12 protein-coding genes are annotated in these 17,753 nt (G+C 71.1%); 8 read left to right on the forward strand and 4 right to left on the reverse strand.

The window, feature by feature from the left end; genetic code table 11:
* Positions 1–3: 3 nt before the first annotated feature.
* On the forward strand, positions 4–1,263 hold the full coding sequence (locus AC0VYD_RS18930; RefSeq protein ID WP_475476815.1) for a cytochrome P450 family protein: 1,260 nt from the start codon (positions 4–6) through the stop codon (positions 1,261–1,263).
* Positions 1,264–1,311: 48 nt separating this feature from the next.
* Here the strand turns inward: AC0VYD_RS18930 and miaB are convergent, their stop codons facing one another.
* Complete coding sequence (miaB, locus tag AC0VYD_RS18935; protein WP_475480307.1) at positions 1,312–2,778, reverse strand: tRNA (N6-isopentenyl adenosine(37)-C2)-methylthiotransferase MiaB; 1,467 nt, start codon at positions 2,776–2,778, stop codon at positions 1,312–1,314.
* Positions 2,779–3,045: 267 nt separating this feature from the next.
* Here miaB and AC0VYD_RS18940 point away from each other — a divergent pair, with 267 nt between their 5' ends.
* From AC0VYD_RS18940 to AC0VYD_RS18960, 5 genes are all read left to right on the forward strand, one after another.
* Entirely contained in the window at positions 3,046–3,789 is a 744-nt protein-coding gene (locus AC0VYD_RS18940; RefSeq protein WP_191275801.1) for an amino acid ABC transporter ATP-binding protein, read from the forward strand.
* Positions 3,790–3,840: 51 nt separating this feature from the next.
* Positions 3,841–4,686, forward strand: a complete 846-nt coding sequence (locus AC0VYD_RS18945; protein WP_475476816.1) for a glutamate ABC transporter substrate-binding protein — start codon at positions 3,841–3,843, stop codon at positions 4,684–4,686.
* Positions 4,687–4,767: 81 nt separating this feature from the next.
* Entirely contained in the window at positions 4,768–5,442 is a 675-nt protein-coding gene (locus tag AC0VYD_RS18950) for an amino acid ABC transporter permease (RefSeq protein WP_191275805.1), read from the forward strand.
* Positions 5,439–6,515, forward strand: coding sequence for an amino acid ABC transporter permease (locus AC0VYD_RS18955; protein WP_475476817.1), 1,077 nt, complete (start codon positions 5,439–5,441; stop codon positions 6,513–6,515). The genes AC0VYD_RS18950 and AC0VYD_RS18955 overlap by 4 nt, the downstream gene beginning before the upstream one ends.
* 236 nt (positions 6,516–6,751) lie before the next feature.
* Positions 6,752–8,845, forward strand: a complete 2,094-nt coding sequence (locus AC0VYD_RS18960; protein WP_475476818.1) for a S9 family peptidase — start codon at positions 6,752–6,754, stop codon at positions 8,843–8,845.
* Positions 8,846–8,999: 154 nt separating this feature from the next.
* Here AC0VYD_RS18960 and AC0VYD_RS18965 read toward each other — a convergent pair whose 3' ends face one another.
* From AC0VYD_RS18965 to AC0VYD_RS18975, 3 genes are all read right to left on the reverse strand, one after another.
* On the reverse strand, positions 9,000–9,620 hold the full coding sequence (locus tag AC0VYD_RS18965) for a regulatory protein RecX (RefSeq protein WP_475476819.1): 621 nt from the start codon (positions 9,618–9,620) through the stop codon (positions 9,000–9,002).
* The gene (gene recA / locus AC0VYD_RS18970) at positions 9,613–12,093 is read right to left on the reverse strand and encodes an intein-containing recombinase RecA (RefSeq protein ID WP_475480308.1); all 2,481 of its coding nucleotides are present in this window, start codon (positions 12,091–12,093) and stop codon (positions 9,613–9,615) included. Before recA ends, AC0VYD_RS18965 begins: the two co-directional genes overlap by 8 nt.
* A gap of 145 nt (positions 12,094–12,238) precedes the next feature.
* On the reverse strand, positions 12,239–12,433 hold the full coding sequence (locus AC0VYD_RS18975) for a DUF3046 domain-containing protein (protein WP_191275816.1): 195 nt from the start codon (positions 12,431–12,433) through the stop codon (positions 12,239–12,241).
* Between the two features lie 155 nt (positions 12,434–12,588).
* Between AC0VYD_RS18975 and AC0VYD_RS18980 the strand changes: the two genes are divergently transcribed.
* A complete protein-coding gene (locus AC0VYD_RS18980; protein ID WP_475476820.1) occupies positions 12,589–17,136 on the forward strand; it encodes an ATP-dependent helicase in 4,548 nt (1,515 codons plus the stop codon).
* Between the two features lie 131 nt (positions 17,137–17,267).
* The gene (locus AC0VYD_RS18985) at positions 17,268–17,750 is read left to right on the forward strand and encodes a GNAT family N-acetyltransferase (RefSeq protein WP_475480309.1); all 483 of its coding nucleotides are present in this window, start codon (positions 17,268–17,270) and stop codon (positions 17,748–17,750) included.
* The last annotated feature ends 3 nt before the right edge of the window (positions 17,751–17,753 follow it).

A 17,753-nucleotide genomic window follows, 5' to 3' on the forward strand; every position in this document is an offset into this window, starting at 1 on the left:
CACATGAGCACCAACGCACCCATCGACCTGCGCTCGCCGGAGTTCGCCACGGATCCCTACGGGGTGATCGAACGGGTCCGCCAGGAGGGCGGGGCCGCCCGGGTCCTCTTCCTGGACACCATGGAGGCGCTCCTCTTCGTCGGGGACGAGGACGTCCGCGCCATCCTCAGCGACAGGCGGTTCGTCGTCGACCCCGCCAACGTGAAGCAGGCGAGGGCGCAGGCGAAGCGCTCCGACGCCATGCGCGCCATGGGGGTACACCAGGACCTGATCACCTATCTCACCGAAACCGTCCTGGACAAGGACCACTCCGACCACACCCGGCTGCGCAAGCTGGTCTCACGCGCCTTCACCGCACGACGGGTCAACGACCTGCGCCCGGGCATCGAGCGGATCACCGCCGACCTGCTCGCCGACCTCCCAGCGCGTGCCGACGGCGACGGGGTCGTCGACCTCATGGAACACCTCTCCTACCCGCTGCCCATCACGGTGATCTGCGACCTGGTCGGCGTCCCCGTCGCGGACCGCCGGGCATGGCAATCGTGGAGCCACGCCCTCAGCAACTTCGACCCCGCGGACCCGGCCCGGATGAACGACGTGCTCGGCCGGATGATCGACCACATCAAGTGGATGATCGGTGAGCGCCGGGCGAGCGAGCACGGGGACCTTCTCGGCGCCCTGGTCCGGGCCCGTGACGAGGACGGCGACCGGCTGAGCGAAACCGAACTGGTCACCCTGGTGTTCACACTCGTCCTCGCCGGTCACGAGACCACCGCGCACCTGCTCGGCAACGGCACCCTTGCCTTGCTGGAACACCGCGAACAGCTCGAACTCCTCAAGGCCTCGCCGGAACTGCTGCCCTCAGCGGTGCACGAGATGCTCAGGTACGGCGGGACGGCCGTCGTGGCCCGGGCCAGGTACGCCGCGGAGGACGTGCAGCTCGACAGCGCGAGGGTGAGCGCCGGCGAGCGGGTCGCGGTGGCCCTGGCCGGAGCGAACCGGGACCCCGCCGTGCACCCGGAGCCGCACCGCTTCGACATCACCCGGCACCAGGGGCGGCCGGGAGAGGCCCACGTGGGCTTCGGGCACGGCCTCCACTACTGCCTGGGGGCCGCCCTCGCCCGGCAGGAGGGAGAGGTCGCCCTCGGAGCGCTGCTGTCCGCCTACCCGGACCTGGCTCTGGTGCCCGGACGGGAGCCGGTGCGCTCCTCCGTTCCCGGCACCGCGCGCCTGGACACTCTTCCGGTCCGCCTGGGCGCCTGAGCACCGAGCGCCCGGGCCCCGGCGTCGGGGCCCGGGCGAACAACCGGATCAGGCGTCGCAGCAACCGCCCGCGGGGGCCGGCTGCTCCTCGGGGGCCCCGACCCCGGGCATGCCCAGCAGCACGTCCGGTTTGCTCACCTGGACCGGCTTTCCCTGGCGGGCGTCCCAGGCGTCCCCGGCGCGGGTACGGCGCAGGTTCCGGACCCCGGAGTCGGCGACCAGGTGGTGCGGGGCGGCATAGGTGACCTCGACGGTGACCATGTCGCCCGGCCGCGGCTCCTCGGAGTCACCCACGGCGAAGTGCACGAGACGGTTGTCGGGGGCGCGGCCGGACAGGCGGCGGTGCTCACCGTCCTTCTTCCCCTCGCCCTCGGAGACCATCAGCTCGACCTCGCGGCCGACCAGCTTCTGGTTCTCCTCCCAGGAGATCTGGTCCTGGAGGGCGACCAGCCGCTGGTAGCGCTCCTTGACCACCTCCGGCGGCACCTGCTCCTCCATCGTGGCGGCCGGGGTCCCGGGGCGCTTGGAGTACTGGAAGGTGAACGCCATCGCGAACCGGGACTCACGGACCACGTGCAGGGTCTCGGCGAAGTCCTCCTCGGTCTCACCGGGGAAGCCCACGATGATGTCCGTGGTGATGGCGGCCTGCGGCATGGCCGCGCGCACCTTCTCCACGATCCCCAGGAAGCGCTCCTGACGGTAGGAGCGGCGCATGTCCCTGAGCACCTTGCTGGAGCCCGACTGCAACGGCATGTGCAACTGCGGCATCACGTTGGGGGTCTGGGCCATCGCCTCGATGACGTCGTCGGTGAAGTCACGCGGGTGCGGGGAGGTGAAACGGACCCGCTCCAGCCCCTCGATCTCACCGCAGGCGCGCAGCAGCTTGGAGAACGCCTGCCGGTCGCCGAACTCACTGCCGTAGGCGTTGACGTTCTGCCCCAGCAGGGTCACCTCGGTGACGCCCTCCTCGACCAGGGCGCGGACCTCGGCGAGCACGTCGCCGGGGCGCCGGTCCTTCTCCTTGCCGCGCAGTGCGGGCACGATGCAGAAGGTACAGGTGTTGTTGCAGCCGACCGAGATCGACACCCAGGCCGCGTAGGCGGACTCACGGCGGCTGGGCAGGGTGGACGGGAAGTGCTCCAACGACTCGGCGATCTCGACCTGCGCCTCACGCTGGACGCGCGAACGCTCCAGCAGGGTCGGCAGGGAGCCGATGTTGTGGGTTCCGAACACCACGTCCACCCAGGGCGCACGGCGCACGATCTCCCCGCGGTCCTTCTGCGCCAGGCAACCGCCCACGGCGATCTGCATACCGGGGTTGGCGTCCTTGACCGGACGCAGGTGCCCCAGGTTGCCGTAGAGGCGGTTGTCCGCGTTCTCCCGGACCGCACAGGTGTTGAAGACGACGATGTCTGCGGTGGTGTCCTCGGCTGCGCGCGCGTACCCAGCGTCCTCCAGCAGACCGGAGAGGCGCTCGGAGTCGTGGACGTTCATCTGGCAGCCGTAGGTCCGCACTTGGTAGGTACGACTCTGGCTCACCGTTCCAGGCTATCCCGTCCGCGCCCGCGTCCAGGACGCCCGTTCCCGCGCCCCTGCCCCCACCGCGGAAGACCGCACATGAGACTCTGGAGAACGGGACCGCCACTCAGCGCGACAAAAGCGAACTCATGCATCGAAAAACATAACTTTTCCGCAGATCACGCCGTAACAAGTCCACTACTGCCCGAGCCAGGCAGCGTTTTTGTGATGACACGGCAACATGGAGCCATTAGGTTCCGATGCATGACCTCAACTCCTCTCGTCGTGCTGGAGAACGTCAACAAGCACTTCGGCGACCTGCACGTGCTCCGCGACATCGATCTGACGGTTAACTCCGGCGAGGTGGTAGTCGTCATCGGCCCGTCCGGGTCCGGTAAGTCGACGCTGTGCCGCACGATCAACCGGCTGGAGACGATCGACTCCGGCACCATCACCCTGGACGGCCAGCCGCTGCCGGCCGAGGGACGCGGCCTCGCCAAGCTGCGCAGCGACGTCGGCATGGTGTTCCAGTCCTTCAACCTGTTCGCACACAAGACCGTGCTGCAGAACGTGACCCTGGGCCCGACCAAGGTGCTCCGCAAGTCGAAGGCGGACGCCGAGGCCCGGGGCATGGAACTGCTCGACCGCGTCCAGATCGGCGACCAGGCCCACAAGTACCCCGCGCAACTCTCGGGCGGCCAGCAACAGCGGGTCGCCATCGCCCGTGCCCTGGCGATGAACCCGAAGGTGCTCCTCTTCGACGAGCCGACCTCGGCCCTGGACCCGGAGATGGTCCAGGAGGTCCTCGACGTCATGACCGACCTCGCCAGCGAGGGCATGACCATGGTCGTGGTCACCCACGAGATGGGCTTCGCCCGCCGCGCCGCGAACCGGGTCGTCTTCATGGCGGACGGACAGATCGTCGAGGAGAACACCCCCGACGAGTTCTTCACCAATCCCGGGTCGGACCGGGCCAAGGACTTCCTGTCGAAGATCCTGACCCACTAGGTTTCCCGAGATCTTCGCGTTCTTCGCACGTACAAGGAAGAGGTACCCCACATGCGAGCCCGTCGTATCAACTCCGTCCTGGGCGGCGCCGCCGTCCTGGCCCTGGCCCTGACCGCCTGCGGCACCGCCGATGTCGGCGGCACCGGAGGCGGTGACGACAACGGAGACGGTGGCGACACCATCACCATCGGTGTCAAGTACGACCAGCCGGGCCTGGGCCTGGACGAGGGCGGCACCCCCGTCGGCTTCGACGTCGACGTCGCCACCTACATCGCCGAGGAGCTCGGCTACTCCGCCGACCAGATCGAGTGGACCGAGGCCGCCTCCGCCAACCGCGAGTCCTTCCTCCAGCAGGGCACCGTGGACATGATCGCGGCGACCTACTCCATCACCGACGAGCGCCGCGACGTCGTCGACTTCGCCGGCCCGTACTACGTCGCCCAGCAGGACATCCTGACCCAGGCCGGCAACTCCGACATCAACGGCCCCGACGACCTCGAAGGCAAGGTCCTGTGCTCGGCCTCCGGCTCCCGCTCGGCGCACAACATCACCGAGGACATGGGGATCGACGCCGAACTGCGTGAGGCCGGCAACTACTCCGAGTGCCTGGAGCTGCTCAACAACGGCACCGTCGACGCGGTGACCACCGACAACACCATCCTCGCCGGTTTCGCCGCCCAGAACCCGGACGACTTCAGGATGGTCAACAACCCGTTCGGTGAGGAGAGGTACGGCGTCGGCCTGCCCGCCGGCTCCACCGAGCGCTGCGAGGAGATCAACGCGGCCATCACGAAGATGTGGGAGGACGGCTCGGCCACCGAGTACCTGGAATCCGCCTTCGGCGAGACCGACTTCGCCTTCGAGGAGTCCGTCCCCGAACTCGACACCTGCGCCTGAAACCCCGTCACCTGAACCCGACCGGAAGGTGGGGCCGGCACAGCCCGGCCCCACCTTCCGGCCCTTGACCGGCTGGGACCCATGGAAGCCTTTCTCAGCAATATCGACAGGGTCGTCGACGGTTTCTCATGGACCGTCCGGCTGACCCTGTTCAGCGCCCTCTTCTCCTTCATCCTCGGCATCCTGCTCACCGCGATGCGGGTCTCGCCCGTACCGCTGCTGCGCGGACTGTCCACCACCTACGTCGAAGGCGTACGGAACACACCGCTGACCCTGGTGCTGCTGTTCTGCGGTCTGGGCCTCAACAGCGCCCTGGGACTGAGCCTGGCCGACAGTGTGGCCCTCGACGTGTTCTGGTGGGGGGTGATCGGCCTGTCCGCCTACACCGCCTGCTTCGTGTCCGAATCGCTGCGCTCGGGTATCAACACCATCCCCCTCGGCCAGGTCGAGGCGGCCCGGTCCCTGGGCCTGACCTTCACCCAGAACCTGCGGCTGATCGTCATCCCGCAGGCCCTGCGCACCGTCGTGGGCCCGCTGGGCAGCGTGCTCATCGCGCTCACCAAGAACACCACCGTCGCCTCCGTCGCGGGGCTGGGCGTCCAGGAAGCCTCCCGGGAGATGAAGCTCATGTTCGACCAGGGCGTCGCACCGGTCCTGCCGACCTTCGTCGGGTTCGCGATCGGGTTCCTGATCCTGACCCTGCCGATGGGTTACTTCTTCGGCTGGCTGTCCAAGCGCGTGGCGGTGGTCCGATGAGTGCGCAGACCGTCCTCTTCGACGTTCCCGGCCCCAGGGCCCGGGTGCGCAACGCCCTCTACACGGTCCTCACCGTCTTCCTGGCGCTGATCGGTACGGCCGTGCTGTACCTGGGGTTCAACCGGACCCTGAGCGAACGGGAATCACCGCTGTTCTCCGCGCAGACCTGGGCGGTCAACCCGGAGGGCCAGTGGGCGGCCGACAAGTGGGAACCGTTCCTGCGGCCCGAGACCTGGACCGGATACGTCATCCCCGGTCTGCAGAACACGCTGACCGCGGCGCTGACGGCCTCGGTGCTGGCGGTCCTGTTCGGACTGGTCTTCGGTATCGGCCGCCTATCCGAGCACTGGTGGATCCGCGTCCCCTCCGGGGCCATCGTGGAGTTCTTCCGCGGCATCCCGCTGCTGATGCTGATCTTCTTCACCATGGCGCTGCCCATCGTCGCCTGGCAGCTCTTCGACATCCCGACCGGCACCTTCCAGGTGAGCGCGCTCGTCGCGGTCGTGACCGGCCTGACCCTGTACAACGGGTCCGTACTGGCCGAGGTGTTCCGCGCCGGGATCAACGCCGTACCGCCCGGACAGGGCGAAGCCGCCCAGTCCATCGGGATGACACGGACCCAGACGCTGTGGACGATCCTGATCCCGCAGGCCGTCACCTCGATGATGCCCGCGATCGTGGCCCAGCTGGTGGTCCTGCTCAAGGACTCCGCGCTGGGTTACATCATCGCCTTCCCGGAGCTGCTGCGCAGTTTCACGCTGATCGCCACCCGGGAGAGCAACGTGATCCCGGCGGCGATCATCTGCGCCCTCATCTACATCGTCATCAACGTCTCGCTGAGCAGGGTCGCGATCTGGTTGGAGCGCCGCAACTCCGGACGCGGCAGGTCCTCCGCCAAGCCCGCCGCGAACGGGGCGCCCGCCCCGGTCCGGGAGGGCGCCGCGGGCCTGCCCACGCCCAGCGGCACCGCCGCCGAACCCGGTGTCGGCGACACGGACACCGGGTCCCGGACCGAGGAGGAGCCAGGGGACGGCGACGCCCCCGGCTCCGGTAAGGGGTCCGGCGGCACCTGACCCGCCCGCCGGGGAACCCCGTGACGGCCCCGTGGACGCACCCCGAGTGCGCTCCACGGGGCCGTCGTTCTGGCTGGCCGCCGTCGCCCAGCCCGCAGTCGCGTACCGCTGCCGCTCCCGCGCACGCACCGGCCCGTCCGTCCACGGGTGGGGCGGACAGGACTGCACACGGGGGCTCGGGAGCACTAAGGTCGACATGTCATCTGATCGCACCCACGACCCATCCTGAGCGGGACATGTCTGAACTGTCGAGCCCCCACGGCTCCTGGCCATCGCCCATCAGCGCCGGCGACGTCGCCCGAGGGGTGCGCCGGATGGCGTACCCGTCCGTTCTGGGCGAGGAGGTCTGGTGGGAGGAGTACCGCCCGGCCGAGGGGGGCCGGACGACACTCGTGCGGCGGGACGCGGACGGAACCGTGCACGACCTGCTCCCCGCACCGTGGAGCGTGGGGACCAGGGTGCACGAGTACGGCGGCCGTTCCCACCTCCCGGTCACCCGCCGGGACGACAAGGCCATCCCCCGGGTGGGGGCGGTCTTCGCCAACTCCTCCGACCAACGCCTGTACCTGCTCGAACGCGGTGCCAGGGAGCCGGTCCCGCTGACTCCGGAGCCCGCTTCGCCGGGGGCGCTGCGCTACGCCGACCCGACGCCGGGCCCCGACGGCAAACAGCTGTTGTGCGTGCGTGAACAGCACGCCGACGGCGCCGTCCGCCGCTCGATCGTGTCGGTCCCCCTCTCCGGGCGGGGGGCCGAGGACCCGGAGGCGGTCCAGGAGCTGGTCTCGGGCGCCCACTTCTACGCCGCTCCGGCCCTCTCCCCCGACGGGACCCGCCTGGCGTACGTGCGGTGGAACCATCCGCGGATGCCCTGGGACGGCACCGAACTGCGGGTCGGCGAACTGACCGCAACCGGGCTGACCGGGGAGTACACGCTCAAGGGCGGGGTCGACGAGTCCGTGCTCTCCCCCGTCTGGGCCGACGAGGACACCCTGTACGTGGCCTCGGACTGGCCCGGCTTCTGGAACCTCTACCAGGTCGGGCTGAGGGGCCCGGCGATCGCCCTGTACCCGGCCGAGGAGGAGTTCCACAGTCCACCGTGGCGGCTGGGGGACCGCTGCTTCCGCGTGCTGGACTCGGGCAGGATCGTGGCGCTGCACGGTGACACCGGGTTGCGGCCGAGCGTGTACGACCCCGACACCCTGGACCTGGAACCGGTCTCCACGGAACTGACCTCCTGGTCCCACCTCGACTCCGACGGAACCAGCGTGGTGGCGATCGCCGCCTCAGCCGACACCGCCGGATGCGTGGTGCGGCTGGACCCGCTGCGCCGCACCGTCGAGGTGCTCCGGCGGTCCGTGGAGGAGCCACCGGACCCCGCCTACCTGCCCGCGCCCCGGGCGGTGACACTCCCGGGCCGTTACGGGGCGACGGTGCACGCCAACGTGTACCCGCCCACCAACCCCGACGTCTCCTCCGCCGGGCCCGCACCGTACGTGGTGTGGGCGCACGGCGGGCCGGTGAGCCACTCCCCGCGCGAACTGGACCTGGTCAAGGCCTACTTCACCAGCCGCGGTATCGGCGTGGTGGACGTCGACTACGGCGGCTCCACGGGGTACGGCCGCTCCTACCGCAAGCGTCTGCACAAGGAGTGGGGCGCGGTGGACGTGGAGGACTGCACGGCCGCGGCCCGGGCACTGGTGGAACAGGGGCTGGCCGACCCCGAACGGCTGGCCGTCCGCGGTCCGAGCGCGGGCGGCCTCACCGCCCTGCTGGCGCTCACCGGGGACACCTTCGCCTGCGGGGTGTCGTACTTCGGGGTGGCCGACATGCTGGGCCTGGTCGAGACCACCCACGACTTCGAGTCACGGTTCCTGGACACCCTGGTGGGCTCGCTGCCGGGCTTCGTGGAGACCTACCGGGAGCGGTCCCCGATCAACCGGACCGGCGAGATCGACGTCCCGGTGCTGCTGCTGCAGGGTTCGGACGACAAGGTGGTCACCCCGGACCAGGCCTTCCGGATGGCGACCGCGCTCGGCGAGCGGGGCGTGCCGTACGCGCTGCTGGAGTTCGAGGGCGAGGCGCACGGCTTCCGCGGCGAGGAGGCACGGCTGCGTTCCCTGGAGGCCGAACTGGCCTTCTACGCCGGGGTGTTCGGTTTCGAGCCCGACGTGGCGCCGCTGGAACTCACCACCGCACCGCCCGAGCCCCGTCCCATCGCGGAGGAGGACGACCTCCCCGTGGCCGAGCAACTGCCCGAGGTCACCCCGGAGGCCGGTGTGACCGCTGGTACCGGCGAACCGGTGCTCCGCAAAACCGCCGAGCAGGAGTGAGCGCTCCCTCCCCGAAGGCCGGGGTGCCCGCCGCTGCCGTGCGAGCTGCGGGGCCTGCTGTCCCGGGCCGCCCCGCGGGCGGGTTCCGCCGTTCTCCGCGTCCGCTGTGGAGGTGCGGACGCCAGCGAAGAGGAGACCGGCGACCCGCCACGGCTCAGAGTTCGGGGTCGGGCAGGTCGGCTTCGAGGCCTTCCTGTTCGAGTTCCTCGCGGACGATCCGGTAGGAGAGCCCGCCGGGGTAGCCCTTGCGGCCGAGCACGCCCAGGGCGCGGCGGATCCGGACCTCCTTGTCCTTGTTCCGGCTGCCCCGCAGGCTCTTGCGGGCCAGGGCCCGGGCGGCATCCTGCTCGTCCTCGTCACTGACCCCGGCGACCGCCTCGCGGACGGTCTCCTCCTCGATCCCGCGGGTGCGCAGCTCCTGCGTCAGGGCGCGCCGGGACAGGTGGCGGCTGTACTGCCGGGAGCTGACCCAGCCCCGCGCGAAGGCGGCGTCGTCGATCAGCCCGACCTCGTCGAGGCCGTTGAGGACCGCGTCCACCACCTCGTCCGGGTACTCCCTGCGGTGCAGGGAGCGTTCCAGCTGGGCGCGGGTGCGCGGAGAGTGGGTGAGCATCCGCAGCACCAGGTTCCTGGCCTTGTTCTCCAGCTTCTCCCCGCTGGGCGGGGGTTCCTCTCCGGGCGGGGCCTGCCCGCCCGGAGGGGTTTCCTCGTCGGCGCTCACCGGAGCGGCCTCGGCCTCTCCGGTGCGGTCAGGAGACCGGCGCCGCTCACGCATCCGGGTCGGCGGCCTTGGTGGTCCTGGCGGTGGCCCGCTTGGCGGGGGCCTTGGCCTCCTCGGCCTTGGTGCCCTTGGCCGGGTCGGCCCCGGTCTCGCCCTTGGCGCTGCCGGAGGCGCTGTCGTCGCCCAATCCGGGGATGCCCAGCTTCTCCTTGATCTTCTTCTCGATCTCCTGGGACACGTCGACGTTCTCGCGCAGGAAGTTGCGCGCGTTCTCCTTGCCCTGGCCGAGCTGGGTGCCGTCGTAGGTGTACCAGGCACCGGACTTGCGCACGATGGCGTGTTCGACGCCCAGGTCGATGAGGCTGCCCTCGCGGGAGACGCCGACGCCGTACAGGATGTCGAACTCGGCCTGCTTGAAGGGCGGCGCGCAGTTGTGTACCACCATGTCCTCGGCGACCAGATTGTGCAGGTCCTCGACCTCCACATCGAAGGTGCGGGCCTGCCGCGCCGGAAGGACCTCCATGAGGTTGTCGTACCAGACCTGCTCGGCCAGGAGCTCATGGAGGAACGAGTCTTCCAACCCTTCGGCAAGCATGGTCAGACGGTCTCGACGCATCCTGGGCGAACCCAGCACCTGTTTCATTCCACCGACGGGGTCACCGGACCGCTCTCCGATGACCTGCGCAGCGAAGCTCGGCGTGACACCCCTCGCCTCCAGGTGCGCGAGCACCGGAGCGAACACGGCGTCGGGCATGTAGTTGCGCTGGGATCCCCGGTGCCGACCATCGAGCTTCCCCAGTTCGTCCACGAGGACACGACCGCGAGGGCCCCACATCGGAATCGCCTCCGCGAACGCGCTGACGTTCTCAATACCGGAGACCCGCACCTCGTAAGCGGGGAGCTTTCCGGAAATACGGCGCCCCCGGATCACACCACCTCGCTGGGCGTGGGGGTCACGGGAGCTCACAGTGCTACCGATGCCCCATCGCAGCAACAGCCAGTGCACTTGTTCCGCGAGCTGCCGAGAGGTGGTGGCATATCCGACGCGGATCCCCCCGGTCTGTTCCCGACTCACGTAACCGTCGGACTCGAACAGGCCGAAAATCAGGTTCGCGGAAACGTCCGAACTGGTTTCAGGGTCAAAGAAGTATGCCGGAACGCTCTTCTCCGGAGCCAGCTTCCCCCAGATTCCAGCCTCACGGCAAAGCTGGATGAGATCGTTCTTCTCACCGATCCGGTGAGAGTAAGAAGCACTGATCTTTCCCTCATGCTTCGTCACCTTACAGCCCATACGCTCTGCGATATTCGCCGCGTCTTCATGGAGTTCGGGAGCGACATTGATGAAATGAATCGGCGTTTTCCCGCCGACGTATCCGTCACCGATGAGGTACCCCAACATTCGGGCCTCATCCGAGGTTACCGGGAACCTGGAACCGAAACCACCGAACTCCCGGGGGCGCGCGATCCTGTCTCCTTCGACCAGATCGCCCGCCTCCCGCCAGCCGCGCTCGGTGAGCACCTGGTGGTCCGGGGTCACCCAGACCTCCTTCTTGCCCCTGAGCTTGAGTCCGATCACTTCCTGCTCACCCTGGTCGAACCAGGAAACCACGGGCTTGGGGTGCAGGAGTCCCGCCTTGTCCGCGGCGACGACATGGATGGGCAGGCTTCCGTCAACCACGTCTTCGATTCGGTGCGTGACGCCCGAAACCGGATCGAACACGGACGTGCCTTCCGCAAGACACTTGTTCTTGACGACCTTGACGCGGGTGCGGTTTCCGACCGCGTCGGTTCCATCTTTAAGGGTTTCGATACGGCGCACGTCCAGACGGACCGAGGAATAGAACTTGAGCGCCTTCCCTCCCGTGGTTGTCTCAGGACTTCCGAACATGACGCCGACTTTTTCACGAAGCTGGTTGATGAAGATCGCGGTGGTGCCGGTGGAGTGCAGGGCCCCGGCGATCTTGCGCAGCGCCTGCGACATGAGCCGCGCCTGAAGGCCGACGTGGCTGTCGCCCATCTCGCCCTCGATCTCGGCACGGGGCACCAGGGCCGCCACGGAGTCGATCACGATGATGGAGACGGCACCCGAGCGGATGAGCATGTCGACGATCTCCAGCGCCTGCTCACCGGTGTCCGGCTGGGACAGGAGAAGGTTGTCGGTGTCGACGCCGATCTTCTTGGCGTACGCGGGGTCGAGCGCGTGCTCGGCGTCCACGAACGCGGCGATGCCGCCCATCTTCTGGGCGCTGGCCACCGCGTGCAGGGCGACGGTCGTCTTACCGGAGGACTCCGGGCCGTACACCTCGACGACCCGGCCCTTGGGCAGGCCGCCGATACCCAGGGCGACGTCCAGGGCGATGGCGCCGGTGGGGATCGCCTCGATCGGCGGGCGGTCGTCGTCGCCGAGGCGCATGACGGAGCCCTTGCCGAACTGCCGCTCGATCTGCGCGAGCGCTGTTTCGAGAGCCTTGTCTCGGTCTCCTGATGCCACGGGATTCCCCTGTTGGGTTGATGCCTTTTTCTTCATGGTGCGCACGACGCTACGCGGTCGGTACGACAATCGCGACGCTCGACGTCCGCCTGCTCAAACCCCAGACTACCCGAACTCATGTTCGAAATCCGGTACGGGCCCCAGCCGTGTCGGTTTTTCCGTGCCGACGGCCCCGCGGAGGTCAGCGGGCGGAGGCCGGCAGGTCGAACGCGTCACACACCGCCCGCCACACCTCCTTGGGCCCGATGCCGTCGGCGAGCGCCTGGTTGACCGTCCGGGAGCCGAGCCCCTCGATGACGTGGTCCTTGGCGAGGCTGGCCGTGTAGACCTCGCCGAACTGGGCGTGCATGTTGTTCCAGAAAGCAGTGAGTCTCATCGGCCCCAGTATGGGCGACCGGGCCGACCTCCGTGGACTTGTCCACAGGACGGATTCCCCGGGACCGGGGCCGCCCTCCCCGCGCCCGTCCCCTTCACGGCCCCGCCCCGGGTGTCCTGCCCCGATCTGTCGGGCCCCTTGGGCAGACTGGCCGGATGAACGGTGTGACCGACCCCCTCGAACCCTTCGGAGCGGCGACCCGGGCCTGGTTCGACCGGGCCTTCCCCGCGGGCCCCACCCCGGCCCAGACCGAGGCCTGGGAGGCGGTCTCGGCCGGCCTCGACACCCTCGTCGTCGCCCCGACCGGGTCCGGCAAGACCCTGTCGGCCTTCCTCTGGTCCCTGGACCGGCTCACCCGCGCCCCCGTCCCCGAGGACCGTTCGAAGCGCTGCCGCGTCCTGTACGTGTCACCGCTCAAGGCCCTGGCCGTGGACGTGGAGCGCAACCTCCGCCAGCCGCTGGCGGGGATCGCGGACGCCGCCCGGGCCCGCGGCGAGGACCTGAGCCCCGTCACCGTGGGCGTGCGCACCGGCGACACCCCGGCCCGGGAGCGGCGCAGGACGGCCACGCACCCGCCGGACGTCCTCATCACCACACCCGAATCGCTCTTCCTGGTCCTGACCTCCAAGGCCAGGGAGGGCCTGTCGGGGGTGGAGACCGTCATCGTCGACGAGGTGCACGCCCTGGCCGGGACCAAACGCGGCGCGCACCTGGCCCTGAGCCTGGAGCGCCTGGAGGCCCTGCTGGGGCGCCCGGCCCAGCGGATCGGCCTGTCCGCGACCGTGCGCCCCAGGCGGACCGTCGCCGAGTACCTGGGCGGCGCGCGCGGCGGTGCCGCGGTCGTCGCGCCGCCGGACGCCCCGCGCATGGAGCTGCGGGTCCAGTCCCCGGTCCCGGACCTGGAGGAGCCGGGCAGTCCGCCCGCCACCGCCGCGGGGGTCCCGCCGGACCCCCGCGCGGGCAACACCATGGGCCGGGGTTCGGTGTGGCCGCACGTGGAGCGCCGGGTGCTGGACCTGGTCGAGGGGCACCGCTCCACCATCGTGTTCACCAACGGCCGCCGCACCGCGGAGAAGCTGTGCGCCCGCCTCAACGACCTGCACGCCGAACGCACCGGCGGCGTCCTGCCCGCCGAGGAGAGGGCCGCCCAGGTCATCGGCCAGTCCGAGCAGAGCCGCGGAGCGGCCGCGGTGGTGGCCCGCGCCCACCACGGGTCGGTGTCCAAGGCCGAGCGGGCGCTCATCGAGGACGACCTGAAGGCGGGGCGGCTGCGGTGCGTGGTGGCCACCTCCAGCCTGGAACTGGGTGTGGACATGGGTGCGGTGGACCTGGTGGTGCAGGTGGCCGCACCCCCGTCGGTGGCCAGCGGCCTGCAGCGGGTCGGGCGGGCGGGGCACCGGGTGGGCGAGGTCTCGCGCGGGGTCTTCCTGCCGCAGTACCGGGGCGACCTGCTGGCGACCGCGGTGGTGACCGAGCGTATGCGCGCGGGCGGGATCGAGCGGCTGGAGATGCCGCGCAACCCGCTGGACGTGCTGTCCCAGCAGGTCGTGGCGATGGTGGCGATGGACGACTGGCGGGTTCCGGAGCTGGCGGCGCTGGTACGGCGGGCCGCGCCGTTCGCGGACCTGGCCGACCCGGTGCTGGAGTCGGTGCTGGACATGCTGTCGGGGCGCTACCCCTCGGACGAGTTCGCCGAGTTGCGTCCGCGCCTGGTGTGGGACCGGGAGGGGGACGTGCTGCGGGCCCGGCCGGGCGCCCAGCGGCTGGCGGTGATCAGCGGGGGCACCATCCCGGACCGGGGGCTGTACGGGGTGCACCTGGCCTCGGACCGGGGCGGCAGGGCCCCTACGCGGGTCGGTGAGCTGGATGAGGAGATGGTGTACGAGTCCCGAGTGGGCGACGTGTTCGTACTGGGTTCGTCCTCGTGGCGGATCGAGGCGATCACCGCCGACCGGGTGATGGTCTCCCCCGCGCCGGGCCGGCCCGGGCGGATGCCGTTCTGGAAGGCGGACGCGCTCGGTCGGCCCGCAGAGCTGGGCCGGGCCGTGGGTGCGATGACCCGCGAACTGGCCGTCCGCGACCGGGAGGGGGCCCGGGAGGTGGCCGCGGCGGCGGGGCTGGACGAGTGGGCGGCCGACAACCTGGTGGAGTACGTGGCCGAGCAGCGGGAGGCGACCGGGAGCGTGCCGGACGACCGCACGGTGGTGATCGAGCGTTTCCGCGACCAGGTGGGTGACTGGCGGGCGGTGGTGCACTCGCCGCTGGGCGCCCGGGTGCACGCGCCTTGGGCGCTGGCCGTCGCGAGGCGGATGCGCGAGCGGTTCGGGGTGGACGCGCAGGTGGTGCACGGTGATGACGGGCTCGTACTGCGCCTTCCGGACCTGGGGGCGGACGGGTTCGGCGGGGCCGGCGAGCTGACCGGTCTGGTGTCGCTGGACCCGGAGACGGTGGAGGATCTGGTCACCGACGAACTCACCGGTTCGGCGCTGTTCGCGTCCCGGTTCCGGGAGTGCGCTGCACGGGCGCTGCTGCTGCCCCGTCAGCGGCCGGACCGGCGGATGCCGTTGTGGCAGCAGCGGTTGCGGTCCCAGCACCTGCTGTCGGTGGCGGGCCGGTACGGGTCGTTCCCGATCGTGTTGGAGACGGTGCGCGAGTGCCTGCGCGACGTGTTCGACGTGCCCGCGCTGACGGGGGTGCTCACCGACGTGCGGGCACGGCGGATCCGGGTGGTGGAGGTCGAGACCCGGCAGGCGTCGCCGTTCGCCCGGTCGCTGTTGATGGAGTACACGGCGGCGTTCCTGTACGAGGGCGACGCCCCGGCCGCCGAGCTGCGGGCGCAGGCGCTGACCCTGGACCCGTCGCTGCTGGCCGACCTGTTGGGCGGGGCGGACCTGCGGGAGCTCCTCGATCCCGGGGTGGTGGAGCGTACCGGTGCCCTGCTGCAGCGCCTGGACGCCCCGGTCCGGGACCTGGAGGGCACCGCGGACCTGCTCCGGGAGGTGGGGCCGCTGTCCGCGGGGGAGGCGGCCGAACGGGGGGTCGGGTCGGCGTGGCTGGCGGAGCTGGAGGGTGCGGGACGCGCGGTGTGGATGCGGGTCGCCGGTGCCGAGCGGTGGTGTGCGGTGGAGGATGTGGCGCGGTTGCGGGACGCCCTGGGCGCGGAGCCGCCGCCCGGGGTGCCGGAGGCGTTCCTGGAGCCGGTGGACTCCCCCGTGCTCGACCTGGTGTCCCGGTACGCGCGTACGCACGGGCCGTTCACCTCGGCTGAGGCGGCTGGGCGCCTGGGGCTGTCCCGGGAGTCGGTGGAGGACTCGCTGCGGGAGCTGTCCCGGTCGGGCAGGGTGGCGCGGGGCGGTTTCCGGCCCGGGGGCTCGGGCACCGAGTGGTGCGACGAGGGCGTGCTGCGCCGGTTGCGGCGAGGATCGGTCGCTCGGCTGCGGCGGGAGGTGGAGCCGGTCGAACCCCGTGCGCTGGCCCGGTTCGCGCCGTTGTGGCAGCGGGCCGTCCCCGGTGCGCGGCTGAACGGCCCGGACGCGGTCTTCGGGGCCGTGGACTCGTTGCGGGGCGCCCCCTTGGCGGCCTCCTGCCTGGAGTCCCTGGTGCTGCCCGCCCGGGTGGAGGGGTATGCCCCGGCGTCCCTGGACGCGCTCACCCAGGCCGGTGAGGTCGTGTGGGCCGGGACCGGAGGGCTGCCGGGCGGGGACGGCTGGGTGGTGCTGGTTCCGGCGGAGGAGGCGCCCCTGTTGCTGCCCGTGCCCCTCGCCCCCGAGGAGGGCACGCTCGCGAGCACCGCTCTGGGGGTGCTGCGGGAGGGGGGTGCTCTGTTCTTCCGGGACGTCGCCGACCGGGTCGCCCGCGCCCCGGGCGGCGCGGTGGTCCCCGACGCCGACCTGGTGGCGGCGCTGTGGGAGTTGGTCTGGGCCGGGTGCGTCACCAACGACACCCTGGCCCCGCTGCGCGCGGTGCTGGGCGCGGGGAGTGTTCCGCGGCGGTCCCCCTCCCGGGTGCGGCGGCGGCCGGCTCTGCCCACCCGCTCGGGGCCGCCCACGGCGGCGGGACGCTGGTCCGTGCGTCCCGAGCCCGAACCGGACCCCACCCGGCGTGTCCTGGCCCGGGTGGAGGCCGGGCTCGAACGCGGCGGGATCCTGCTCAGGGGTCAGCAGGGGCGGGGAATGCCGCAGGAGGAGTACCGGGTGCTGCAGTCGATGGAGGAGGCCGGGCAGGTCCGGCGGGGCTACTTCGTGGAGGGGCTCGGCGGGGCGCAGTTCGCGTTGCCCGGGGCGGTGGACCGGCTCCGGTCCCTGGCCGGTGAGGGGGCCGGGGGCTCGCGGGCCCCGGTGGTGCTGGCCGCGACGGACCCCGCGAACCCCTTCGGTGCGGCGCTGGCCTGGCCCGCGGGGGCACCGGGGTCGGATCCTGCGCACCGGCCGGGTCGGACGGCGGGTGCGCTGGTGGTGGTCGACGACGGGCGGCTCACGCTGTACCTGGGCCGGGGCGGGCGGTCGGTGCTGACCTTCGGATCGTCCCCGGAGCTGCTGGAGCGGGCCGCCCGCGCGGTGGCGGAGCTGGTCCTGGCCGGGGCGGCGGATTCGTTGACCGTGGAGCGCGCCGACGGCGCGGAGGTCTTCGGTACCCCGGTGGACACCGCCCTGGTCGCCGCCGGTTTCCATGTGACACCGCGGGGGTTGCGGCTGCGCCGCTGACCGGAGGGCGGTCCCCGCGCCCGCCGGGGGGCGGAAAACCCCTGGCCGGTCCGGCGCGGCCGCAGCATGATGGGGGCCGGAGCAGGACGTGCGCGGCGGGAGGGGGAGCGGTGGTGCCGAGGATCCGCAGGATGGTGGCGGAGGACGTGGACGGGGTGGTGGAGGTGTCCCTGGCCGCGGACACGCTCTTCGCCGAGGCGGGGTTGGAGCTGCCGCCGGACGATCCCCGGGAGGTGCTCGACCGGGCGGAGCGGGTACTGGTGGCGGTGGACGGCACGGAGGTGGTGGGCCTGGCCGCGACGGTCACGCTTGACGGGGACGCCCATCTGGAACAGCTCGCCGTGCACCCCGGGTACGGGCGGCGCGGGATCGGCGGGGCGCTGCTGGAGGCGGTCTGCGTCGGGGCGGCGGGGAGCGGGCGCACCCGGGTGAGCCTGACCACCTTCCGTGACCTGCCCTGGAACGCTCCCTGGTACGGGCGCAGGGGTTTCACGGTGCTCCCCCGGCCGGAGTGGGGGCCGGAGCTGGCCCGGCAGTGGGAGGCCGAGGAACGGGCCGGGATCCTGGTCCGCGCCCGGGTCGTGATGGTCCGGGACCTGGTGCCCTCCCCCTGACCT

The organism is Nocardiopsis sp. iso_40, from assembly GCF_056173285.1.